Genomic DNA, 22,022 nt, shown 5'->3' with positions numbered 1-22,022 from the left:
ATTGAAAAAAGATATAATATTAAAAGCCGAAAATATCTCTAAACAATATCGTTTAGGGCAAGTAGGAACAGGAACTCTCAGTCATGATATCAATCGTTGGTGGCACAAGATTCGAGGAAAAGAAAACCCGTATCTAAAAATAGGTGAGACAAATGATCGTTCTACTAAAGGTAATTCAGATTATGTTTGGGCTTTGCAAGATATAAATTTTGAGGTTGAACGAGGAGAAGTTTTAGGAATCATTGGTAAAAATGGAGCAGGAAAATCGACGTTATTAAAAATACTTTCAAAAGTTACAGCTCCAACTACAGGAAGTATAAAGTCTCGCGGACGTATTGCATCGCTTCTAGAAGTAGGAACGGGTTTTAATGGTGAAATGACCGGACGAGAAAATATTTTCCTGAACGGAGCAATTCTAGGAATGACTAAAAAAGAAATAGCCTCAAAGCTTGACGAAATTATTGACTTTTCAGGTTGTGAACGTTATATTGATACTCCTGTAAAAAGATACAGTTCCGGAATGACGGTTCGTTTGGCATTTGCTGTAGCAGCTTTTTTAGAACCTGAAATTTTGGTTATCGATGAGGTTTTAGCTGTTGGTGATGCCGAATTTCAGAAAAAGGCTATTGGGAAGATGCAGGATATTTCTCGTGAAGGCGGTAGGACTGTTTTATTTGTAAGTCATGATTTAAGCGCAATCAGTACTTTGGCAACAAGAACTGTTGTTTTGGCAAATGGAAAAGTATTAGCTATTGAAGAAACTAATAAAGCAATTTCAATATATACTTCTCTTGAAAATAATACTGCAGTATTTGTGCAACAACCAGTGACAGATATTCCTACTGTAACCAAGGTTGAGGTTTTAACATCTGAAGGAGGTACTTTGCAAGGAAATAAAAAACCTTTTAAAGTAAACTTTGAAGTGAATATGCCTTATGAAAATGCGGAAAATTTATCACTTTCTTTTCAGATTTTAAACAATCTTCAAGTTCCCGTTCTTTTTGAGTATATATTTGATATTGAAACTAATATATGCAGGAGTAAAGGCAAAAATTATTTTTCATTTACTTATGACGAACTTCTTCTATATAAAGGAAATTATAGTATTAGAGTACATTTAGCAGAGACAAAAACTAAGCAGAAGTTTCAAGAATTTGATTGTTGCTCTTTTGAAATTGAAATGATTGGTTTTAAGGAACCAGAATGGGGATGGCAAAAAAATGTATGTCAGTTTATTGATAAGGGTAAATGGGAATTAGTATGATACAAGAAAATGTTAGAAGATTAAGTTCTACAAAAATTGCAAAAAACGATATCTATTACTTGCACTATAAATCATATCATTTCGATTTGTTTAATGCGTTTGATAAATATGCTTCTGGAGATAGTTTGGACATTGGATGTGGAAATAAGCCATATGAAAAAAAAATTTCTTGTTTAGTTAATAAATATATTGGTTGTGATATCGTTCAGTCAAGTTTAAATAAAGTTGATATTATTGCACCGGCAGATAATATTCCACTTGAATCCAATACTTTTAACACTGTCATTTCTACACAAACAATTGAACATGTTGGAAATCATCAGGGTTTAGTTGATGAAGCATTTCGATTATTGAAACCTGGAGGGCACTTTATATTATCCGGTCCATTTAACTGGCAATTGCATGAAGAACCGTATGATTTTTTTAGATTTTCAAAACATGGTTTTGAATTGATTTTAAAAAAATCAGGATTTGAAATGATTGAATTGAAAGAAAATGGAGGAATGTGGTCAGTTGTAGGACAATATTTATTGATGAGTATTAATAATGATCATAGCGGCAGAGGAAGGAAAACCAGATTTTTGTTTAAAATAATAAAACGATTTAAAGGGATTAATTTAATTAATAGATTTTTTGAATTTCTAGATAAGGCTGATTACAATACCGTTAATACAATTAATTACGTAATTGTAGCTAGAAAGAACTATTAAAATAAATAGATAATTTGCCAAATGAAATTAAAAAGACTTAGAAAAATTTACCGTGCTTTATTTCCAATAAAGCTTTCTGGTTATCAAATTTTTATAAATAATCTTAATACAAATAAACATATTATAGATTTCAAAAAAGTAGAAAACCTTTATACTTTGGTATTGCAAAATGGTAAAAAACTATATTGCAGAGATCAAAACCATAGTGATTATTATGTTTTTAATCAAATGTTTAGTCTGGAAGAATATAGTACGGTTTCTTCTGTTTTAAATATAAATGAAGAGTTTGATTCAAAACAAAGTGTATTAATTGACGCGGGTGCAAATGTTGGATATGCCGCAATATATCTATCTCAAAAAAAAGCCTTTGATAAAATATTCTGTATAGAACCTTCAAAATCTAATTTTGAAATTTTAAAGAAAAATGTCTCGTCATTAAACATTGCAGCTAATGTGACGTTATTAGAAAATGCTCTTGCTGCTACAGAAAATGAAAGTTTTAATATAGACAATAATTTTAGAGATGGAAAAGATTGGTCAATAGCAACAACCCAAAGTGAAAACGGCGAAGTTGAAGGAATTACCATCAATGAAATTATAAAAGAGTATAATCTGCAAGAAATTACTTTATTAAAAATTGATATTGAAGGAGCAGAACGATTTATTTTTAAAGAATCAGCAAATTTGATTTTTCTCGAAAAGACCAAAATAATTGTTATTGAAATACACGATGAATTTAATATCAGAGAAGATATTTATAAGATTTTAAAAAACAATAACTTTTTATTAATCGAATCAGGAGAAGTAACAATCGCCATAAATAAAAAATTTATTTAAGAGTTTCTAAAACAGGATAGGATACATGAACCCAATAATAAGCATAATTATTCCCTGCTACAATTCTGAAGCGACACTTGGAGCAACTTTAAATTCGGTTATGCAACAAGAATTTCAAGATTGGGAAGCACTAATAATTAATGACGGTTCAACCGATGATACAGAGAAAATCTCTTTAGAATGGGTCAATAAGGACAGTAAATTCAAATATTTTTCTAAAGGAAATGAAGGACTAGGTAAAACTAGGAATTTTGGAATTAACAAAGCAAAAGGTATTTATATCTTACCCTTGGACTCAGATAATCTTATTGAAAAGGATTTTACTAAAGATGCGATAAAAGCTTTCGGAAATAACCCAGAGATTGGTGTTGTTTATGGTCATGCGGAGTATTTTGGTCAAAAAACAGGTATTTGGAAAGTAGATGATTATCAATTAGACAAAATATTGGTACATAATTATATTGATGCTTGTGCTATTTATAAAAAAAAAATATGGCAAGATGTTAACGGATATGATGAAAATATGCCCTATCAAGGTCATGAAGATTGGGAATTTTGGGTTGCTTTAGGAAACATAAATGTCCAATTTCAGCATTTAAATAAAGTAACATTTAAATATTTTGTTTCTAATACCTCTATGATACGATCTTTTACAAAAGAAATGGCACTTTTAAACCAAGATTACATCGTAAAGAAATATTCAATTTTATATCATAACTATTTTTGTAAATCATTTTTTAAGTCTAATAACGCCAATTTAATTTTTTCTAAAAAGCTAAAAAGTAAAAAGTTTGTAATTGATTTGTTTTGTAAAACATTTTTTGGTTTTACTTGTTTTAAAAGTAAACTTGATAGGTTGTAAAATGGAAAGCAATAAACCATTAGTTTCTGTGATTGTTCCCAATTATAATCATGAGAAATTTATAAAACAACGTTTAGATAGTATTCTTAATCAGACCTATATTAACTTTGAGGTCATTTTATTAGATGATTGCAGTACAGATAGTAGTCGTGAAATTCTTGTACAATATTCCAATAATCCTAAAGTTAGTCATTGTGTTTTTAATGATATTAATTCAGGAAGTCCTTTTAAACAGTGGAAGAAAGGCATTAATTTGGCAAAAGGAGAATATATCTGGATTGCTGAAAGTGATGATTATAGCGATTTAAGTTTTTTAGATAAAAATATGCAACAATTATCTGTAGATAGAAATTTTGGAATTGCATACTGCCAAACGATTGATATTAATGAACATGATCTAATTTTATCGAATAGAACAGGATATACGGATCAATTTTGTCCTAACATTTGGGAATTTAATTTTTTTAAGAAAGGAAGATTATTTGTAAAAAAATATTTGAGTTTTTATAATGTTATACCGAATGCAAGTGCCGTGGTTTTTAAAAAAACATTTGTAGATGAAACTTTGTTTTGCGAATCTTTACTTGAAATGAGAATGTGTGGAGATTGGTTTTTTTGGATTCAGTTATCATTAAAAACTCAGATTACATATCTGGCAGAGCCTCTAAATTATTTTCGCAATCATACAACCGTTACAAGAAATCATAAAACTTCTGATAGAAAAAAACAAAGACTGATGGAAGAAAGTCAGGTTCGGACTTTTTTGCAGGAAAATAATATATTAAATGTTGAAAGAGAATATTTATTATACATTAATTGGTTTAAGTTTTTTAAGATGAGTGCTGTTTTTTCTTCTGCATTTTATAAAATAAAACTTCGAAAAACTTCTTATATTAAATTTTATTGGTTTTTTTTCCTGTATAAATTTAAATCCAAAAGCTATTTTAGCATCATTAAAAATAGTTTTTTCATAACTTTTTTAATGAAGATATAGTAAATGGCACAAAAAAATATAGCAATTTGCTCACCAAATAAAAGCACTTATTCAGAAACTTTTATTCAGGCTCAAAAAGAAGGGCTTGAAGGAAAAGTTTATTATTATTATGGAGGAGAATTACCAACGGATTTAGAAAATTTCGGGAAGTTATTTAATCAAAAAGATATTTTAATTAATAAAATAAAGCAGCAATTAAAACTCACAGGTTTTAATGCCAATGAAATTGGATTTATTCATTCTTTAAAGAAGAACAAGATTCAAGTTGTTATAGCGCAATATGGTACAACGGCTTATAGAATTGTTGAAGTTTGTAAATATTTAACGATCCCTTTAATTACACATTTTCATGGGTATGATGCTTCTGTAGAGAGTGTTATAAGAAATTGTAATAACTATAAGAATGTATTTGAATATAGCACTTACGTCATTTGTGTTTCAATTTCTATGAAAGAAAACTTAATTTTATTGGGTTGTCCTCCTGAAAAATTAATTTATAATACATGTGCCCCTTCTCCTTCATTTTTGGATATTAAACCTAAATTTGCAGCACCTACTTTTATTGGATTAGGCCGTTTTGTCGAAAAAAAAGCACCTTATTATACTATTTTGGCCTTTAGCCAGGTACTTAAAAAGTATCCAGATGCAAAACTTGTTATTGGCGGAAATGGTAATTTATATGAAGTATGTAAAAATTTAGTTCAGTATTTAAAAATTGAAAAAAATGTTTTATTGCCAGGAATACTTTTAAAAGAAGAATTTACAGAATATTTAGAAAACTCACTTGCTTTTGTTCAGCATTCAGTAACTGCTATTAATGGAGATCAGGAGGGTACACCAGTTGCAATACTAGAAGCTAGTGCTGCTGGTTTACCAGTTATTGCTACTTTACACGCCGGAATTCCCGATGTAATTTTAAACGGACAAACAGGGCTATTAGTTTCAGAACATAATGTAGATGAAATGGCCCAAAAAATGTTAATCCTTTTAGAAGACAAGGAATTGGCTATACAATTAGGCGAAAATGGTAAAAACAGAATGAAATCTGAATATACTATGCAAAAGCATTTAAATACTATTGATGAATTAATTGATAAAATAGTATTAAGCAATGATTAATTCCCTAGTCTCCATAATTATACCAACTTATAATCGAGCACATATTATAAACGAAACGTTAGATAGTATTGCTGCACAAACCTATCAAAGTTGGGAATGTATAATGGTAGATGATGGCTCAACAGATGATACGGATAAAATTGTAAATAAATATTTAGAAAAAGACATTCGTTTTCAATTTTATAGTCGTCCTGAAAATCGCTTAAAAGGAGCAAATGCCTGCAGAAATTTCGGTATAGAAAATAGTAAAGGGGAGTATATCATGTTTTTGGATTCAGATGATATCTGTGAAACGTTCTGTTTACAAGAGCGTGTAGAGAAAGTAGTAAATGATTCTTCGGCTGACTTATTAATTAAAGACACATCTTTATTTATTTTGAATGAAAAATATACTTTTTCTATTAACAAAGATCCAGAGATAAATACTAGTGAGAATTACTTAAGAATGTTTTTGCGCTATGAAATTCCCTGGCCAATTATGGGGTGTTTTTATAAAAAAAGTGCTCTTGAAAATTGTAAATTTGATGAAAATTTAAATCGATTTCAGGACGTAAGTTTTAATATAAAATTACTTTCGCAGGCAAAACAATTAAAGATAGTAAGAGATTTCAAAATTGATACTTATTACAGAGTAGATGACAATAAAGTATTTAATGAAGGGTTTGTAAGTAATATGCTAAATGCATTACTTGTGTTCTATCAAATCCATGTAAATTTAATTCAGGATAAGAACTATGCAGCAGATTTACGAAAATTTAGCTGTAAAATAATTCTGGAATTTGTTATCCCTTATTTTAGTCAAAATAAAAAAGTATCCAACAGAATCTTTTTTTGGTCTGTTAATTCTAAACTTTACACAATTAATCAAAAAAGAGTTCTGCTACTGATGATGATTTTTTTAAACACCAGATTGTTTGAAGTAAAAAAGATAGCAATGAATAAATTTAGAAATAGATTTAAAAGAATTTTAAGTCAATAATACGATGTTAGAAAACCCACTTGTTTCAATTATTGTTCCTTGCTATAAACAAGCTCATTTTTTACCAGAAACATTGCAATCAGTACTAGATCAAACCTATGATAATTGGGAATGCATTATTGTAAACGATGGCAGTCCTGATAATACAGAAGAAGTCGCAGGTAAATGGTGTGAAAAAGATAGCCGTTTTAAGTATTTAAAGAAAATAAACGGAGGATTGTCTAGTGCCAGAAATGCAGGTATAAAAATAAGTACGGGACTTTTAATATTACCCTTAGATTCAGATGATTTATTACATTCTAATTTTTTAATCAAACTCGTTCCAGAGCTGATTCAGGATAGTTCATTAGCGATTGTTTCATGTTATAGAGAATTTTTTAGAGACAAAAAAGAAAATGTTTTTTATCAGGAAAAATCTTTAGGAAGTACATATCAAGATTTGATATATGAAAATATTTTGATTTCAAGTTGCTTATATCTAAAAACATGTTGGGAAGAAGTAGGTGGTTATGATGAAGAAATGAAATCTGGATTTGAAGATTGGGAATTTTGGATCTCAATCACAAAACGAGGATGGAAATATAAATTTGTTGAGGAATTTTTATTTTACTACAGAAAGTCAAAGAACTCAATGTTAATCGATACTTTAAAAAATCATGTAGAAGACAATATAGAATACGTGTTTAAAAAGCATAAAGAAATTTATATTGAACATTATGATATGACAATTTTTTACTTTCTCTTTCTAATAAGAAGACATCGTGCGACCGAAATTAAAATTAAAAATTCATGGGAATTTAAAATAGCAAAAATAATCACGAAGCCTTTCAGGATTTTTGAAAAAATATTTTTAAAAAATATTTCAAAATGATATCAGTAGTAATTAGAACTAAGAATCAGGAATCAGCACTTACGTTTTTATTAAAAAACTTAACTGAAAGATATAATAGTGATATCGATGAAATAATTGTAATTGATAATTTATCAACTGATAAAAGCCAGGAAGTCTGCGAAAAATATGGTGCTAAATTTATAACAATTACCAATTTTAGTTACGGAGGCAGTGCAAATCTCGCTGCCAAGTCAGCCAATCATCCGATAGTTGTGATATTTAGCGCGCACTCATATCCAGTTAGCCATGATTTTTTTAAACTGATAAAGATAAAATTTGAAGAAAATTCAAATCTTGCAGGTTTAAGATGTTTGCATAGTTCTAACGATTTTAGAGGTTTTTTAAATAAAATCGAAGCCCAAGACGATCCAAATAAAGCAGGTCTTATATTTTCGGGATCAGCTTTTAATAAAAGTGTTTGGCAGAAACATCCCTTTAGAGAAGATGTAGCGACATTTGAAGATAAGGAGTGGACTAAAAGAGTGTTGAAGGAAGGATACGATATCGAATTTGTACCGTCTATTTTTCATTACGAAATTAAAAGAAGCCGAGAACAGATTTTTTTTAGATTTAAAAATGATGTAATTGGAAACTATCAGCTTTGGCATCAGGATATTACTTTCTCAAATGTTTTTAATTCATTTTTTAAATCTTTTTACACATTATTTGAAAATTTCATCATAGATGCTTATTATGTGGTATTGAAACTTTTTTATTTAATAAAATTTTTATTCAATAAACCACATAAATTTTAATTATTGTTATTAGTCTTAAAAGTAAAAATGTATAAATGATAACACTAGTTTTAATTAATCGTAATCGCAATTTTGGCATTATAAAAAAATGCCTGAATTCTTTAATGTTACAATCTAATACTGATTTCGAATTGATTTTGGTAGATTACGGTTCTGAAGAAAAATATGTTATAGATTTAGAAAAACTACTTATTGAATATCCAAAAGTGAAATTTATAAAATGTTCAGTTCACGGACAACTTTGGAACAAATCCAGAGCAATAAATATTGCCTTAAAACAAGCAGTAAATCCGTATTTCTTAATAGGAGATATTGATATGATTTATCATCAGGATTTTTTTAATTATCTCGACAAATTAAAGTCAGAGCAAAAAGCAATATATTTTAAGGTTGGTTTTTTAAACAGAGAAGAATCTCTTAATGAAAAATCTTTTGCTGATTATAAAATCAATCACTTATCATCAATAGAAGCTACTGGAATTACGCTTTATCCAACTTCCTTATTAAAAAGTATTAATGGATATGATGAGTTTTATCACGGTTGGGGTGCAGAAGATACTGATGTGCATATCCGTTTTAAAAACGCAGGATATGCAGTAGAATTTTATGAAAAAAAGACTTTATTGCTGCATCAATGGCATTCAAAAGAATATCGTTCGAATAAAAGTAAGGCACCTTTTCATTCCACATTAGAAAAAATAAATCATTGTTACAGCCAATTAGCTGTAGAGATGGCAAAAACAAAAGCAAATGTAAATTTGTCTTGGGGAAAGATTAGTAACGAATCTGATTGTTTGAAATTAAATGATTCACCAGATTTCAGTACGACACTTGAACCTGTAGACGCACAAATTAAATCTTTTATTGCGCAGTTTAAAGACTGTAGCAATAAACTGATTTCAGTTGAAATTAAAGATGTTTCTATTGGTGATAAAATAAAACAAACCTTAAAAAAAATACTAGGCAAAAAATATATGATCTATCTAAACATGAATGATGTCAATGATAGATTGTTAGAAGAAATAGTATTTAATTACAGAGCTCAACTTTATTTTTATTCCTTTGACAGACAAAAGAATATAATTACTTGGAAAATTCTATTTTAAAGATAAAGCTCAAAATCTTAACCTAAAAAAATCTTAACCGAATGAAAAAAATCCTTTTTAAAATATTAAATAAATTTAAAAATAGAAAAGACCAAAATAGAGTAAGAGGTATTCAAAAAGCTACAAATCTTTTAAAATCAAAAAAAGAATCTGATAGTGCAAGATGGGCAAAAAACAATGAATTATTTTCTAATTGGAACGAAAGAACAGCAATATTAGCCTCTTTTATCAAACCAGATTCCAGTATTATTGAATTTGGAGCCGGAGTAATGCACATGAAAACATTATTGAAAGATTTCAAATTATATACTCCGACAGATATTGTAAAAAGATATGATGAAACTGTAGTTTGTGATCTCAACGAACCAATTTCTTTAAATCTACAGTCTTACAACGTTGCGGTTTTTAGCGGTGTTCTTGAGTATGTATACGACGTTGATAACATTATTCGTCAGTTAAGCCACAACAATATAGAACAAATTATATTATCTTATTGCTGTTCAGACATTGTTAAATTGTCCAGAGATAAAAATGGCTGGTTAAGCGATTTAACAAAGAAAGAATTAGAAACTGTATTCAGCAATTATAACTATAAAATTGAAGCTTATAAAGAATGGAATAATCAGTCGATTTATAATCTTATAAAAGGATAAATTCATGAAAACGATAAAAATATTTAAAGCTTCCTCATTTTCTTATACTCCTTTTAATAACTACATACAAGGAGATATAGATTTTCTATTAACTAACAATATAATTCTTGTAGATGATGTTAATGATTCCGATATCATAATATCTCAAAATTATAAACATTTAAAAAAATATTTTTGGAGATTTTTACAGAAAAAGAAATTTTTAGTTTGGACCCATGAACCAAGATTTGATACCTCTTTTAAAGTTCTTAAAAAAAAATATTTTGGATTAGTAAAAATTCATTTTATGAATGTTTATACCCGTGATGTATTTGTTTCCAATTTATCTTTTATTGTAGAATTGATAGATAAAAGATTAGAGCCAATCTCAGATATAAAATCGAATAAAAATAAAAAAGTTGTGGGTTTAATGTCTTATTATGGAGGATCAAAAGCTCCAAAACTAATGAAAGACGGAGTTAATATAGATTTAATAGCCTTACGCACGCAAATCGCTATAGAGGGTAGTAAATCTTCATTGATAGATGTTTATGGTAGAGGTTGGCCGGAAGGTATATCAAAAGAGGATTCAAGAGAAGGCGATTGGAGTTTAAGAAAAAAGACGGTATTAGATTCTTATCAATACAATCTATGTTTTGAAAACACCATTGCTTTTAATTATATGACGGAAAAAATTTGGAATAGTATTGAAAATTACTGTTTGCCAATATATTACGGGAAAGGAAGTAATGTTTATGAAATTTTTCCGAAAAATAGTTTTATAGATTATTCGAATTTTAGGGAACCAAAAGAGTTATTTGATTTTATTAAACAAATGCCAGAAAAAGAATATATTGAAAGAATAAATAAATGCATAGAAATATATAATTCTATAAGTTCTGATAAAGACATTGCAAAAAGAGAAAGGATTGCTATGTTAAATAAAACAGTAGAAAAATTAAAGTACATTTTTATATCATAAATATATTTTTTAAAATTAAACGACATGAACTATTCTAAAATAACCTCATGAGATTTAAGATAGCTTTAAAAATAAGTACTATTTGTACATAGGTTAATTTTAATCAAAAATAGTAGTTCTAACAAAATTGTAAAATTTTTAAAAAATTATATTTGAATCAAAATCATAGCTAAACATATGAAAAAAACAGCCATAATTCCATTACGTAAAAATTCTAAAGGAATTCCCGGAAAAAACAAGAAAAAAATGTTAGGCCGTCCACTTTTTTCATGGGTTCTGACAGAAGCAATTTTTTCGGAATTAGATGAAGTCTGCATTTTTACAGATGATCAGGAAATAATCGATTATATAAATAAAGAATATCATTGGTCACCAAAAGTAAAAGCACTTTTGCGCAATGATGAAAATGCTTCAGACACCGCTTCTACAGAAAGTGTTATGCTGGAATTTGCTGACGTCGTAAATTACGATTTTGATGTTTTATGCTTATTGCAAGCAACTTCGCCAATGACAAAAGCAGCAGATATTAATGCAGCATTAAACGAGATTTCGCAAAACAAAAAGGATTCAGCATTAACGGTTGTAAATACGCATCGTTTTACTTGGAATTCTGACGGAACAGCTCAAAATTATGATGTTTTTAAAAGACCAAGACGTCAGGATTTTGATGGTTTACTGATAGAAAATGGCGCGGTTTATGCCACTACAAAAGAAGCTTTTTTAAATTCAAAAAACAGAATAAGCGGTGCGGTTGGTTTGGTGAAAATGCATGAAGAATCTCTTGTTGAAATAGACAGTACATCAGATTGGAATATTATTGAAAATTTATTAGCAGAACGTCAGAAAAAAGGTAAGATCCATCAAAAAATCGAGTATTTAATACTGGATGTTGACGGGGTTTTTACAGATGGAAGCGTTTATTATAATGCCGAGGGTGAAATGGCAAAAAGATTTGATATGCGCGATGGTATGGGATTGGAAATTATTAGACAAAACCAGATTCAGGTTATTGTTTTAACATCAGAAAATTCTGATTTAGTAGCGCAACGCATGAAAAAATTGCAGATAAAAGACACGTTTTTGGGGGTAAAAGACAAATTTTCTTTTTTAACACATTTTCTTTTAGATAGAAATAGTAGTTTTGGCGCCGTTGCGTATGTAGGAGATGATGTAAATGATCTGGCAAATATTTGTAGTGTGGGCTGGTCTTTTGCTCCTGCAAATGCAACCTTAACAGTAAAAGCAAATGCTGATTATATTTTGACCCATGCATCTGCATCAGGAGCAATAAGAGAAGCTTGTGAAATTTTAATAAGGTACAATAAACGTTATGAAGGAATATAAAAAACCTTATGTGATTGCCGAAATTGGTTGTAATCATAAAGGCGAAATGTCAATAGCAAAGGAATTAATTAAAATTGCTAAAATTTTTGGAAATGCAGATGCTGTTAAATTTCAAAAACGTAACAACAAAGAACTTCTTACAGAAGAACAATACCACACTCCGCATCCAAATGCATCAAATTCGTATGGAGACACTTATGGTGCGCACCGTGAATTTTTAGAATTTGATGTTGATCAGCATCGCGAACTAAAAGAATATTGTGAAGAAATTGGTATTACGTATTCTACATCAGTTTGGGATACGACATCGGCAAAAGAAATCGCCTCTTTAAATCCGGAGTTTATTAAAATTCCTTCAGCATGCAATAACAACTTTGATATGTTGGGATGGCTGTGCGAAAATTATTCTGGTGAAATTCATATTTCTACTGGAATGACTACTAAAAATGAAACAGATATTTTAGTGAATTATTTTGCCGAAAAAGGAAGAAATAAAGATCTGGTATTGTACAATTGTACCTCAGGATATCCGGTACCATTTGAAGATGTTTGCCTGCTGGACATCAACTTATTAAAACAAAAATATGTAGATCAGGTAAAACACATTGGTTTTTCTGGTCATCATTTAGGAATTGCTGTTGATATTGCTGCTTATACTTTGGGGGCCAATATTATAGAAAGACATTATACAATAGACAGAACCTGGAAAGGAACAGATCATGCGGCTTCGTTAGAACCAATGGGTTTGCGTAAACTTTCTCGCGATTTACAGGCTGTTTATCAGGCTTTAACTTTTAAATCGACTGATATACTTCCAATTGAGCAAGTTCAAAGAGAAAAGTTAAAGAATAAAAAAGTTTAAAACGGATGCTTTCTTCGAAAAGAATTAGAGTTTTTTGGTGGAATGAAAAAATTATTCAGGGTAAATCTAAAGAAAACTACGGCGACGTCTTAGGGAAATATCTGGTTGAAAAAATTTCGGGGAAACAAGCCATTTTTGCTTGGCCAAAGAATTTTTCTTTTCTTGATTGGTTTTTCCCGATTTATGTAACCATCGGAAGCATTTTAACAAACGTAAATCACAAATGTATCGTTTGGGGCAGCGGAATAATTAGTAAAGATTCTAAAATAAAAAATGCAATTTTTTTAGCCGTTCGCGGACCTCAAACTAGAAAGCATTTGTTAAACTTAGGTTATAACGTTTCGGAAGTATATGGTGATCCGGCTTTGCTTTTGCCAGATTATTTTAATCCTGAAGTTGATAAGAAATATTTGTACGGTATCGTTCCTCATTATAACGATTATAAGTTAGTTAAAGATTGGTATCAAGGTCAAAAAAATATCAAAATCATAGATATGATGACCAATGATATTGAGGCCAAAACGATAGAATTTTTAGAATGCGAAAAAATAATTTCGTCTTCTTTACATGGTGTCATTATAGCACACGCTTATTCTATTCCGGCAGTTTGGCAGCCGTTTTCAAATGGAGTTTTTGGAGACGATATTAAATATCAGGATTACTTTGAGTCAGTAAAAATAAAGTCATATAATCTATCAATAAAAACATATGAATTTTCAGTTCAGGAATTAGAAGATTTATTTGCCAAAAATGTAAGTTTGCCGGATAAACATGTTATAGAATCTTTAAAAAAAGGATTAATGGCAGTTTGTCCTTTTGTAAAAAGAAGTAATAAATAACAATCAATTTTCTAGAATTATTTTATAAAATTGATTCAATAAATACCACTTAGTGTTTAGGTTATGAGTAAAAAAGTATTTGTTTTTTTCCCCGATGGTGTAGGACTGCGTAATTTTGCTTTTACAGATTTTAAAGAAATAGGAGAAAATAAAGGATGTCAGATTGTTTATTGGAACAATACTATTTTTTCTTTAAAAGATCAGTTAGGATACGATGAGGTTAAAATTGAAAACCATGAAACACATCCTTTAACATCTCTTTATTCCAGAATAAGAAAACATATAGAACTGAATGTTTCCCAAAAAAAATTCAGCGATAAAGTTTACGAAACCTACAAATTTCCATTTAGTTACAACGGTTTCAAAAATACTTTAAAGACATTGTATATTCGATTATTAATTGGTTTTAATTCTTCAGAAAAAGGAATTATAAGAATTAGAAAACGTATCAATGCTCTCGAACGTTCTACTATAAAATATAAATATTGCAAAGTCCAATTGCAGGAACATAAACCCGATTTGGTTTTTTGTACTACTCAACGGGCTACACAGTCTATTAGTGCACTATTGGCGGCTAAAGATCTAAAAATTCCTGTAGTAGCATTTGTATATTCATGGGATAATGTTCCTAAAGCAATGCAGGTAGTCGAAGCCGATTATTATTTTGTATGGAGCGATTTAATGAAAGATGAAGTTTTAAAATATTATCCTTTCGTAAAAGAATCTCAGGTTTTTGTAACAGGTACACCTCAGTTTGAACCTCATTATGATGATACCTTATTAAAAAGCAGAGAAGTTTTTTTTAATGAAAACAATTTAGATACTTCAAAAAGATACATCTGTTTTTCCGGTGATGATGAAACGACTTCGCCACTAGACCAATATTATCTTGAAGATTTGGCAAAAGCAGTTACAAACTTAAATGTAAAAGGCGAAAATATTGGAATTATTTATCGCAAATGTCCCGTAGATACAACTACGAGATATGATGCTGTGATAAATTCGAACAAAGATGTTATAGAAGTTCTTGATCCTTTATGGAAACCCGCAGGCAAAAACTGGAACGAAATTTTACCAACAAAAGAAGATTTGGGATTATTGCATAACGTTTGTGCACATTCAGAATTTGTAACAAACGTATGCTCTTCTACTGTATTTGATTTTGTAGCACATGACAAACCTTGTATTTATTTTAATTACGAACAGCCGCAGTTAAAAAAAGGCATAAGAGATATAGGCCAAAATTACAAATATGTTCATTTTAGAAGTTTGCCGAGTCAGGAGGCAGTAATATTCTGTACTAATAAAGCAGATTTAGAAAACCAGGTGAAACAAATTCTGGATAAAAAATTATCCAATGTGCCGGACGGTAAAAAATGGTATAAGATTGTTGCAGGTACTGATCCAACTGCTGCATCACAGAAAATTTGGGATAAAATCGATTCTATATTAAAACAATAAAATTTTATGTTTTTTAATTCAATAGCTTTTGCTGTTTTTTTACCAATCGTTTTTTTCTTGTATTGGTTTGTTTTTAACAAAAACAAAAGCACTCAGAATGCTTTATTAATTGTTGCCAGTTATTACTTCTATTCTTGTTGGGATTGGAGATTTCTGTTTCTATTAGTTTTCTCAACTTTTCTGGATTACTATACAGGAATTCAGATCGAAAAAGGGAAATCTGAAAAGAGCCGTAAGTTTTGGTTTTGGCTTAGTATTTTAGTCAATTTAGGATTTTTAGGAATTTTTAAATACTATAATTTTTTTGCTGCTTCGTTTGCAGAATTACTAAATTCTGCAGGACTAAAGACAAGTCCAATTTTATTGAATGTAATTCTGCCGGTTGGAATTTCATTTTATACTTTTCACGGATTATCATACGTAATAGATATTTACTACAAACGAATAAAAGCCGAATACACCTTTATAGATTATTCCTTATTTGTAAGTTACTTTCCGCTTTTAGTAGCCGGACCAATAGAAAGAGCTACTCATTTATTACCTCAGGTAAAAGTAAAGCGTGAGTTTGATTTTGAAAAAGCCAAAGAAGGAATTTGCCAGATTATTTGGGGATTGGTAAAAAAAGTAGTGATAGCTGATACTTGTGCAACATACGCAAATGCTATTTTTGACAATTATACTGCAATGAATTCATTTTCATTAATTCTGGGAGCAATATATTTTGCATTTCAAATTTATGGAGATTTTTCAGGATATTCAGATATCGCGTTAGGAGTTTCAAAACTGTTTGGTTTAGATTTATTACGAAACTTTAATTACCCCTATTTTTCAAGAGATATAGCCGAGTTTTGGCGTCGTTGGCACATCTCACTTTCATCATGGTTTAGAGATTATTTGTATATTCCGTTAGGCGGAAGCAAAGGCGGAATCTGGATGAAAATTAGAAATACCTTTATCATTTTCGTAGTGAGCGGATTTTGGCATGGAGCCAATTGGACTTATATTGCCTGGGGATTTATAAATGCGCTATACTTTTTGCCTTTACTTTTGTCAAACAGTAACCGTAATAATATAGACGAGATCCATCTCAAAGTTAATTTTGATTCCGTGAAAGTCATAATAAGCATATTTTCAACGTTTTTAATTACTTGTGTCGCGTGGGTATTTTTTAGGGCAAAAACCATATCAGATGCTATTTTGTATTTAAAAAGAATTGTGACGGATCGAAATTTTGGTTTTCAATATTTAGAAAATGAACGTTACAATTATGAATTACTGCTTATGATTGGAGTATTTGTTTTAGTAGAGTGGAATAACAGAACTAAAGTTGAACCACTTTCCGGGAAAAGAAATCTACTTAAAATAGCTTTGGCAATACTTGCGATAATAGCATTTGGTACATTTTCAGATTATAAAGAATTTATATATTTTCAGTTTTAATGAAGCATTTTTTAATTTATACAGTCAAAATTATTGTTGTAACCCTTTTAATAGCCGTTGCGCTTGATGGTTTATACACAGTTATTTTTATGCAGTCTGAAAATAGAGGAAAAGTAGAAACGGTTTTTAATTCTAAAGCGCAAAAATACGATGTTGTCATTTTGGGTTCTTCGCGGGCAAACAATCATTTTGTGTCACAAATGTTCGAAAATAAAGGACTAAAAACTTTTAATTACGGTATAAGTGGCGGTCATTTGTTCGAAGCTTCACTTGTGCTAAAATTAATGATAGAAAGAAAATATGAGATTAAAAATGTAATTCTTGAAGCAGATCTGAATCTTTCTAATGATCAGGAATCAGATGGCGTTTCTGCAAAGTTCCTACCTTATATTCATAATTCGGAAATTATAAAAGAGCATTTTTCTAACCAAAAAAACTTCGATGAACTATATTATATTCCGTTTTACAGATATATAAAATACGATTCTAAAATTGGATTTAGAGAAGTCGTAAAAATTGAATCTAAAGAAAAAACCAATGCTTTAGATAATTTAGGGTTTTATCCGTTAGAGAAACACAAAAATGGTAATATGAGAAATAATATTGTTAATTTACCCCCCCTAAAACGCAATAAATACTACGAAGAAATTAAAAATATCTGCAAGGCAAACAAAATCAATTTTATTCCGGTAATGACGCCAATGTGCGAAAATGTTGTAGGGATGAATTATTTTGATAAAGTAAAAAAGCAGTATCCTGAAATTTATAATTATGAAAATGTAGTAATCGAAAACAAATATTTTTCATCTTGCGGACATATGACAAATGAAGGAGCCAGGATCTTTACAGCCAGAATAATTAAAGATTTTTTTGATAAATAGGATTATAATTTAGTAGTAAATATTTTTTAAATGATTACGTACAGTAAGTTAGGAAAGAAAGGGAATTTAGGTAATCAGCTTTTTCAAATTGCTTCTACGATTGGATTGGCAGTTGAAAGCAAACAGGATTTTTTTTTCCCAGTCTGGAAGTATCAACACTATTTCAAGAATAAATTACCTCTACTGGATAATGATCTGTTAAATTTTGTAGATGTTAAAGAAAAAGAATACAATTATTATAAAAGAGAATTAAAAAAAGTGAACTATGACATTTCAGGCTGGCTTCAAACAGAAAGGTACTTTGATAAAGAATTAACGAAGCACTATTTTGAGTTTTCAGAAGTTTTAATTGACCGGTTAACGGAAAAATATAAGGAAGCTTTTACCAAATCTACAATCTTAATTTCGATTCGAAGAGGAGATTTTGTTAACCATCCAGATTACCTACAATTGCCCATAAAGTTCTATCTAAATAGTTTGGCGCGATTTTTTCCTGATTGGCAGTCCCGTAATTTGATTGTTTTAAGTGATGATATTAAATATTGCAAGTTTCATTTTTCATTCTTAGAAAATGCTTTTTTTGGAGATGGATTAAATGAAGCTGAGCAATTGTGTTTAGGAGCATTATGCAATGATTTTATAATTAGTAATTCTACTTTTTCGTGGTGGTCAGCCTGGCTGGGTGAAAAATGTGACTCGAAAATCATAAGACCCTTTAAAAATTTTGATGGATTAAAAAGTTTAGAACTAGATGATAGAGACTATTATCCTGAAAGATGGATAACCTACAATCATTTAAATGATAAACTTAAGTTAGATAAGCTAGTTTTTTACATAAGGACAAAAAAAAACAAAGAAATAATTAAAGATTATATTTTAAATTATTTTGATGTAGCAGTTGTTTTTGATAATAACGATGTATCTAAAAATAGCTATGTTTTAGAAAAAGATTACTTTTTGCCACCGCTTTTAATCTACTCCAGCTGGCTGGAACTAAATAAAGGGAAAGTAAAAAAGGTAACAAATCATATAACACAAATTTTTAAAGTCTCTAAACGTTTGAATTATGAAGAATTATTTGTTCAAAAAGATTTTGGATTGTTTTCTTCTATCTTTTCCTTTTCTACAAAGGAGAGGAAGCAACGAAAAAGATCTTCAGATGTTTATCTGAAAAAAAGTAATGATTTAGAACAAGATTCATCATGTGATTTTATTAAAGATGAAATCTGGATAAGTTCCTCAGGAGGAAAGTTGTTAGCTATTGGCGGCTATAACTACAGCTTAAAAAAATATATTAAAAGAAAAAAAGTACTGTTGAAAAAACGATTAAAGAAATTACTTCTAAGTAAATAAATATGGCAGTAAAAATGCATGTAGCCTATATAGTATCACATTATCCGCACAAGGCTTTTGGTCATGATGGAGGTTTAGGTACAAGTGTTTATAATTTAGTAGAGAAACTGAATGTCTTGGGCATTAAAGTATCAGTTTTTATTTACGGACAAAAAAAAGAATTTACCCTCGAAGAAGAGAATGTAACTATTTATAGTCTGACTGATAGTAAAGTGAAATTTTTTAGATTTTATTTTAACAGAAAAAAGATAGAAAGATTTATAAACGAAACAATTGTCGAAAAAAGTATTGATATTATTGAAGCACCGGATTGGACAGGGATAACTGCCTTTATGAAATTTAAAACGCCCTTGATAATCCGCTTTCATGGTAGCGATGCCTATTTTTGTCATTTAGAAGAAAGAAAGCAAAAACTAAAAAATTACTGGTCAGAGAAAAGGGCATTAATAAGGGCAAAAGGTTTTATAGCACCCACAACTTTTGCTGGAGAACTTTCCAGGAAAATTTTCAAACTAAAAAATAAAGAAATAAAAACAATTCATTACGGATTAGAATTGCCAAAATTTACAAATAACTCTCCCACGATTTATGAAAAGGGATTGATTTTGTATGTGGGAACTTTAATTCGTAAAAAGGGAGTTTTAGAATTACCAGCAATTTTTAGCAAAGTACGCAAAGATTTTCCTGATGCGAAGCTAGTTTTAATAGGAGGCGACTCCAGAGACATTAAAACAAATTCAGACTCTACCTGGCAATTGGTACAAAATCAATTTACAAAGGTTGAATTGGATAAGGTCGAATATTTGGGAAAAATACCATACAATGAAGTTGAGAATTATATAAAGAGGGCCAATGTTTGTGTATACCCAACTTTTGCCGAAACATTAGGAATGGTTACAATAGAATCTATGGCGATGAAAAAAGCGGTTGTAAATAGTAATATTGGGTGGGCACAAGAACTTTTAGTTAACGAAGAAAGCGGGTATTTAGTACACCCGGCAGATCATGAGTTATTTGCTAACAGAATAATAACCTTGCTTAAAGACGAATCACTTTGTTTAAAAATAGGTGAACAAGCCAGAGAAAGAGTGGAAGTTAAATTTGATATTGATAAAATTGTACTTGAAAATATTGAATTTTATAAAAGAATAATAAATCAAAATATAAAACAACAATGATAATTATTTATCATAAAAAAAATAAAGTTGTTGAAGTAGAGTTTGAAAAGAAAACAGTGCATTTTTCGCAAGTCAATATTGCAAAAATGGTATTTGAAATGGCTGCCTTGCATCCTCAAAGTTTAATAGTTTGGTGTCATATTGATTTTAAATCGAATTTAAATATTTCAAAATTTCAGGATGTGTTTCATCATTCGAAAATAATGGCTTCTTACAATCCATTTTCAACATTATTCTTATCAGATTCTATTGGTTATGTCGAGGAATCACCATTTATAAAAATCAATAAAAAAGTTAGTTATCCCACTTGGCAGACAAGTAGCCTTGTAGGGGGGCTTCATGCCTCTGTTTTATTAGCCTTGAACGGAAAAATTAAAACGACTTTTAATTTCGATTATTTTCTACATTCTTTGGCAAAATTAACAATGGAGAAAGGCCTTTTTTGTTATTCAGAACCAACATTATTAATTGATAATATAGTAGAAATAAAAGAGCAGAAATCCTACACATATACTTTATTTCGATTTGTAAAACAACATTATAGAACACGTTGGGTATTTTTGTTGTTTTTTAACTTGTTGCTCTTTAAAAGAAAACTAAGCATTATTCCATTACTGTATTGTCTTATTTATCGAAGACGAAAATTGGGAGATGATTTGTTAGAGCATATTGAAGTTTACTCGTCAAAGCATATATGTAGTACAGAAACTATTGATGTAATAATTCCAACAATCGGACGGAAGCAATATTTATATGATGTTTTAAAAGATTTATCGGTACAAAGTCATTTGCCAGAAAATGTTATAATTGTAGAACAAAATACAAATACAGAAAGTGTTTCAGAACTTGATTATCTTCAAACTGAAAGCTGGCCATTTAAAATAAAACATACATTTACACATCAGGCAGGAGCCTGCAATGCAAGGAACTTAGCATTAGCAAAAGTAGACAGTGAATGGGTTTTTTTGAATGACGATGATAACAGGTTTGCTCCCGATTTAATCAAAGAAACTTTAAAGAAATGTAGAAAATTTGGAGTAACAGTTGTAAATAACTGTTATTTAAAGAAGAACGAAAAAAAAGAATTTGATGTAGTAAATCAAGCCTCAATATTTGGATCAGGAAATAGTTTTATGACTAGTAAACTACTTAAAAAAGTCTCTTTTAGAATGGGATTTGAATTTGGGTATGGAGAAGATAGCGATTTTGGGATGCAATTGCGCAATATAGGAGCAGATGTTATATATTTTCCTAGTCCTGAAATTTTACACTTAAGTGCTCCAATCGGAGGGTTTAGAACAAAACCTGTTTTAGCTTGGAAAGATGATATTGTTCAACCAAAACCATCACCTACAGTAATGCTCTATAAACAATTACACTTAACAGATGAGCAAATAAATGGATATAAAACAATCTTATTCTTTAAATTCTATAAAGCTCAGACGATTAAAAATCCAATGCAATATTATAAAAGTTTTCAAAAACAATGGAAACAAAGTTTGTATTGGGCAAATGAATTAATCACTAAATAA

General features: G+C 29.6%; 21 protein-coding genes. All 21 read left to right on the top strand.

Annotated elements, in window-relative coordinates; translation table 11 throughout:
• The first annotated feature begins 1 nt into the window (after position 1).
• The gene (locus LNP81_RS01825) at positions 2 to 1,264 is read left to right on the top strand and encodes an ABC transporter ATP-binding protein (protein WP_230033024.1); all 1,263 of its coding nucleotides are present in this window, start codon (positions 2 to 4) and stop codon (positions 1,262 to 1,264) included.
• The gene (locus LNP81_RS01820) at positions 1,261 to 1,974 is read left to right on the top strand and encodes a class I SAM-dependent methyltransferase (protein WP_230033023.1); all 714 of its coding nucleotides are present in this window, start codon (positions 1,261 to 1,263) and stop codon (positions 1,972 to 1,974) included. Before LNP81_RS01825 ends, LNP81_RS01820 begins: the two co-directional genes overlap by 4 nt.
• Positions 1,975 to 1,995: 21 nt before the next feature.
• Complete coding sequence (locus LNP81_RS01815) at positions 1,996 to 2,811, top strand: FkbM family methyltransferase (RefSeq protein WP_230033022.1); 816 nt, start codon at positions 1,996 to 1,998, stop codon at positions 2,809 to 2,811.
• Between the two features lie 25 nt (positions 2,812 to 2,836).
• A complete protein-coding gene (locus LNP81_RS01810) occupies positions 2,837 to 3,673 on the top strand; it encodes a glycosyltransferase family 2 protein (RefSeq protein WP_230033021.1) in 837 nt (278 codons plus the stop codon).
• A gap of 1 nt (position 3,674) precedes the next feature.
• The gene (locus LNP81_RS01805; RefSeq protein WP_230033020.1) at positions 3,675 to 4,667 is read left to right on the top strand and encodes a glycosyltransferase family 2 protein; all 993 of its coding nucleotides are present in this window, start codon (positions 3,675 to 3,677) and stop codon (positions 4,665 to 4,667) included.
• A 3-nt stretch (positions 4,668 to 4,670) separates the two neighbouring features.
• On the top strand, positions 4,671 to 5,786 hold the full coding sequence (locus tag LNP81_RS01800; protein WP_230033017.1) for a glycosyltransferase: 1,116 nt from the start codon (positions 4,671 to 4,673) through the stop codon (positions 5,784 to 5,786).
• On the top strand, positions 5,779 to 6,765 hold the full coding sequence (locus LNP81_RS01795; RefSeq protein ID WP_230033015.1) for a glycosyltransferase family 2 protein: 987 nt from the start codon (positions 5,779 to 5,781) through the stop codon (positions 6,763 to 6,765). The genes LNP81_RS01800 and LNP81_RS01795 overlap by 8 nt, the downstream gene beginning before the upstream one ends.
• Positions 6,766 to 6,769: 4 nt before the next feature.
• Complete coding sequence (locus LNP81_RS01790; protein ID WP_230033013.1) at positions 6,770 to 7,636, top strand: glycosyltransferase family 2 protein; 867 nt, start codon at positions 6,770 to 6,772, stop codon at positions 7,634 to 7,636.
• Entirely contained in the window at positions 7,633 to 8,412 is a 780-nt protein-coding gene (locus LNP81_RS01785) for a glycosyltransferase family 2 protein (RefSeq protein WP_230033011.1), read from the top strand. Before LNP81_RS01790 ends, LNP81_RS01785 begins: the two co-directional genes overlap by 4 nt.
• A gap of 35 nt (positions 8,413 to 8,447) precedes the next feature.
• Positions 8,448 to 9,518, top strand: coding sequence for a glycosyltransferase family 2 protein (locus LNP81_RS01780; RefSeq protein WP_230033009.1), 1,071 nt, complete (start codon positions 8,448 to 8,450; stop codon positions 9,516 to 9,518).
• A 41-nt stretch (positions 9,519 to 9,559) separates the two neighbouring features.
• On the top strand, positions 9,560 to 10,171 hold the full coding sequence (locus LNP81_RS01775) for a class I SAM-dependent methyltransferase (protein WP_230033007.1): 612 nt from the start codon (positions 9,560 to 9,562) through the stop codon (positions 10,169 to 10,171).
• 4 nt (positions 10,172 to 10,175) lie between these two features.
• Complete coding sequence (locus tag LNP81_RS01770) at positions 10,176 to 11,132, top strand: glycosyltransferase family 10 domain-containing protein (RefSeq protein ID WP_230033006.1); 957 nt, start codon at positions 10,176 to 10,178, stop codon at positions 11,130 to 11,132.
• Positions 11,133 to 11,309: 177 nt separating this feature from the next.
• Positions 11,310 to 12,476, top strand: a complete 1,167-nt coding sequence (locus LNP81_RS01765; protein ID WP_230033005.1) for an acylneuraminate cytidylyltransferase — start codon at positions 11,310 to 11,312, stop codon at positions 12,474 to 12,476.
• A complete protein-coding gene (locus tag LNP81_RS01760; RefSeq protein ID WP_230033004.1) occupies positions 12,463 to 13,338 on the top strand; it encodes an N-acetylneuraminate synthase family protein in 876 nt (291 codons plus the stop codon). The genes LNP81_RS01765 and LNP81_RS01760 overlap by 14 nt, the downstream gene beginning before the upstream one ends.
• A 5-nt stretch (positions 13,339 to 13,343) precedes the next feature.
• The gene (locus LNP81_RS01755; protein WP_230033003.1) at positions 13,344 to 14,177 is read left to right on the top strand and encodes a polysaccharide pyruvyl transferase family protein; all 834 of its coding nucleotides are present in this window, start codon (positions 13,344 to 13,346) and stop codon (positions 14,175 to 14,177) included.
• 63 nt (positions 14,178 to 14,240) lie between these two features.
• Complete coding sequence (locus LNP81_RS01750) at positions 14,241 to 15,638, top strand: glycosyltransferase family protein (RefSeq protein WP_230033002.1); 1,398 nt, start codon at positions 14,241 to 14,243, stop codon at positions 15,636 to 15,638.
• A gap of 6 nt (positions 15,639 to 15,644) precedes the next feature.
• Positions 15,645 to 17,078 carry an MBOAT family O-acyltransferase gene (locus tag LNP81_RS01745; RefSeq protein ID WP_230033001.1) on the top strand — a complete coding sequence of 478 codons (1,434 nt, stop codon included), beginning with the start codon at positions 15,645 to 15,647 and terminating at the stop codon, positions 17,076 to 17,078.
• Entirely contained in the window at positions 17,078 to 17,959 is an 882-nt protein-coding gene (locus tag LNP81_RS01740) for a hypothetical protein (RefSeq protein WP_230033000.1), read from the top strand. The genes LNP81_RS01745 and LNP81_RS01740 overlap by 1 nt, the downstream gene beginning before the upstream one ends.
• Before the next feature lie 30 nt (positions 17,960 to 17,989).
• Positions 17,990 to 19,312: an alpha-1,2-fucosyltransferase gene (locus tag LNP81_RS01735; protein WP_230032997.1), complete on the top strand. Its 1,323-nt coding sequence runs from the start codon at positions 17,990 to 17,992 to the stop codon at positions 19,310 to 19,312.
• A gap of 2 nt (positions 19,313 to 19,314) precedes the next feature.
• Positions 19,315 to 20,490: a glycosyltransferase family 4 protein gene (locus tag LNP81_RS01730; RefSeq protein ID WP_230032995.1), complete on the top strand. Its 1,176-nt coding sequence runs from the start codon at positions 19,315 to 19,317 to the stop codon at positions 20,488 to 20,490.
• Positions 20,487 to 22,022: a glycosyltransferase family 2 protein gene (locus tag LNP81_RS01725; RefSeq protein WP_230032993.1), complete on the top strand. Its 1,536-nt coding sequence runs from the start codon at positions 20,487 to 20,489 to the stop codon at positions 22,020 to 22,022. The genes LNP81_RS01730 and LNP81_RS01725 overlap by 4 nt, the downstream gene beginning before the upstream one ends.

The sequence above is a fragment of the Flavobacterium piscisymbiosum genome (genome assembly GCF_020905295.1).
In the GTDB taxonomy this organism is placed as follows: domain Bacteria; phylum Bacteroidota; class Bacteroidia; order Flavobacteriales; family Flavobacteriaceae; genus Flavobacterium; species Flavobacterium piscisymbiosum.
The sequence above is the reverse complement of the archived record's forward strand: the minus strand, read 5'-3'. Positions and strand labels throughout refer to the sequence as shown.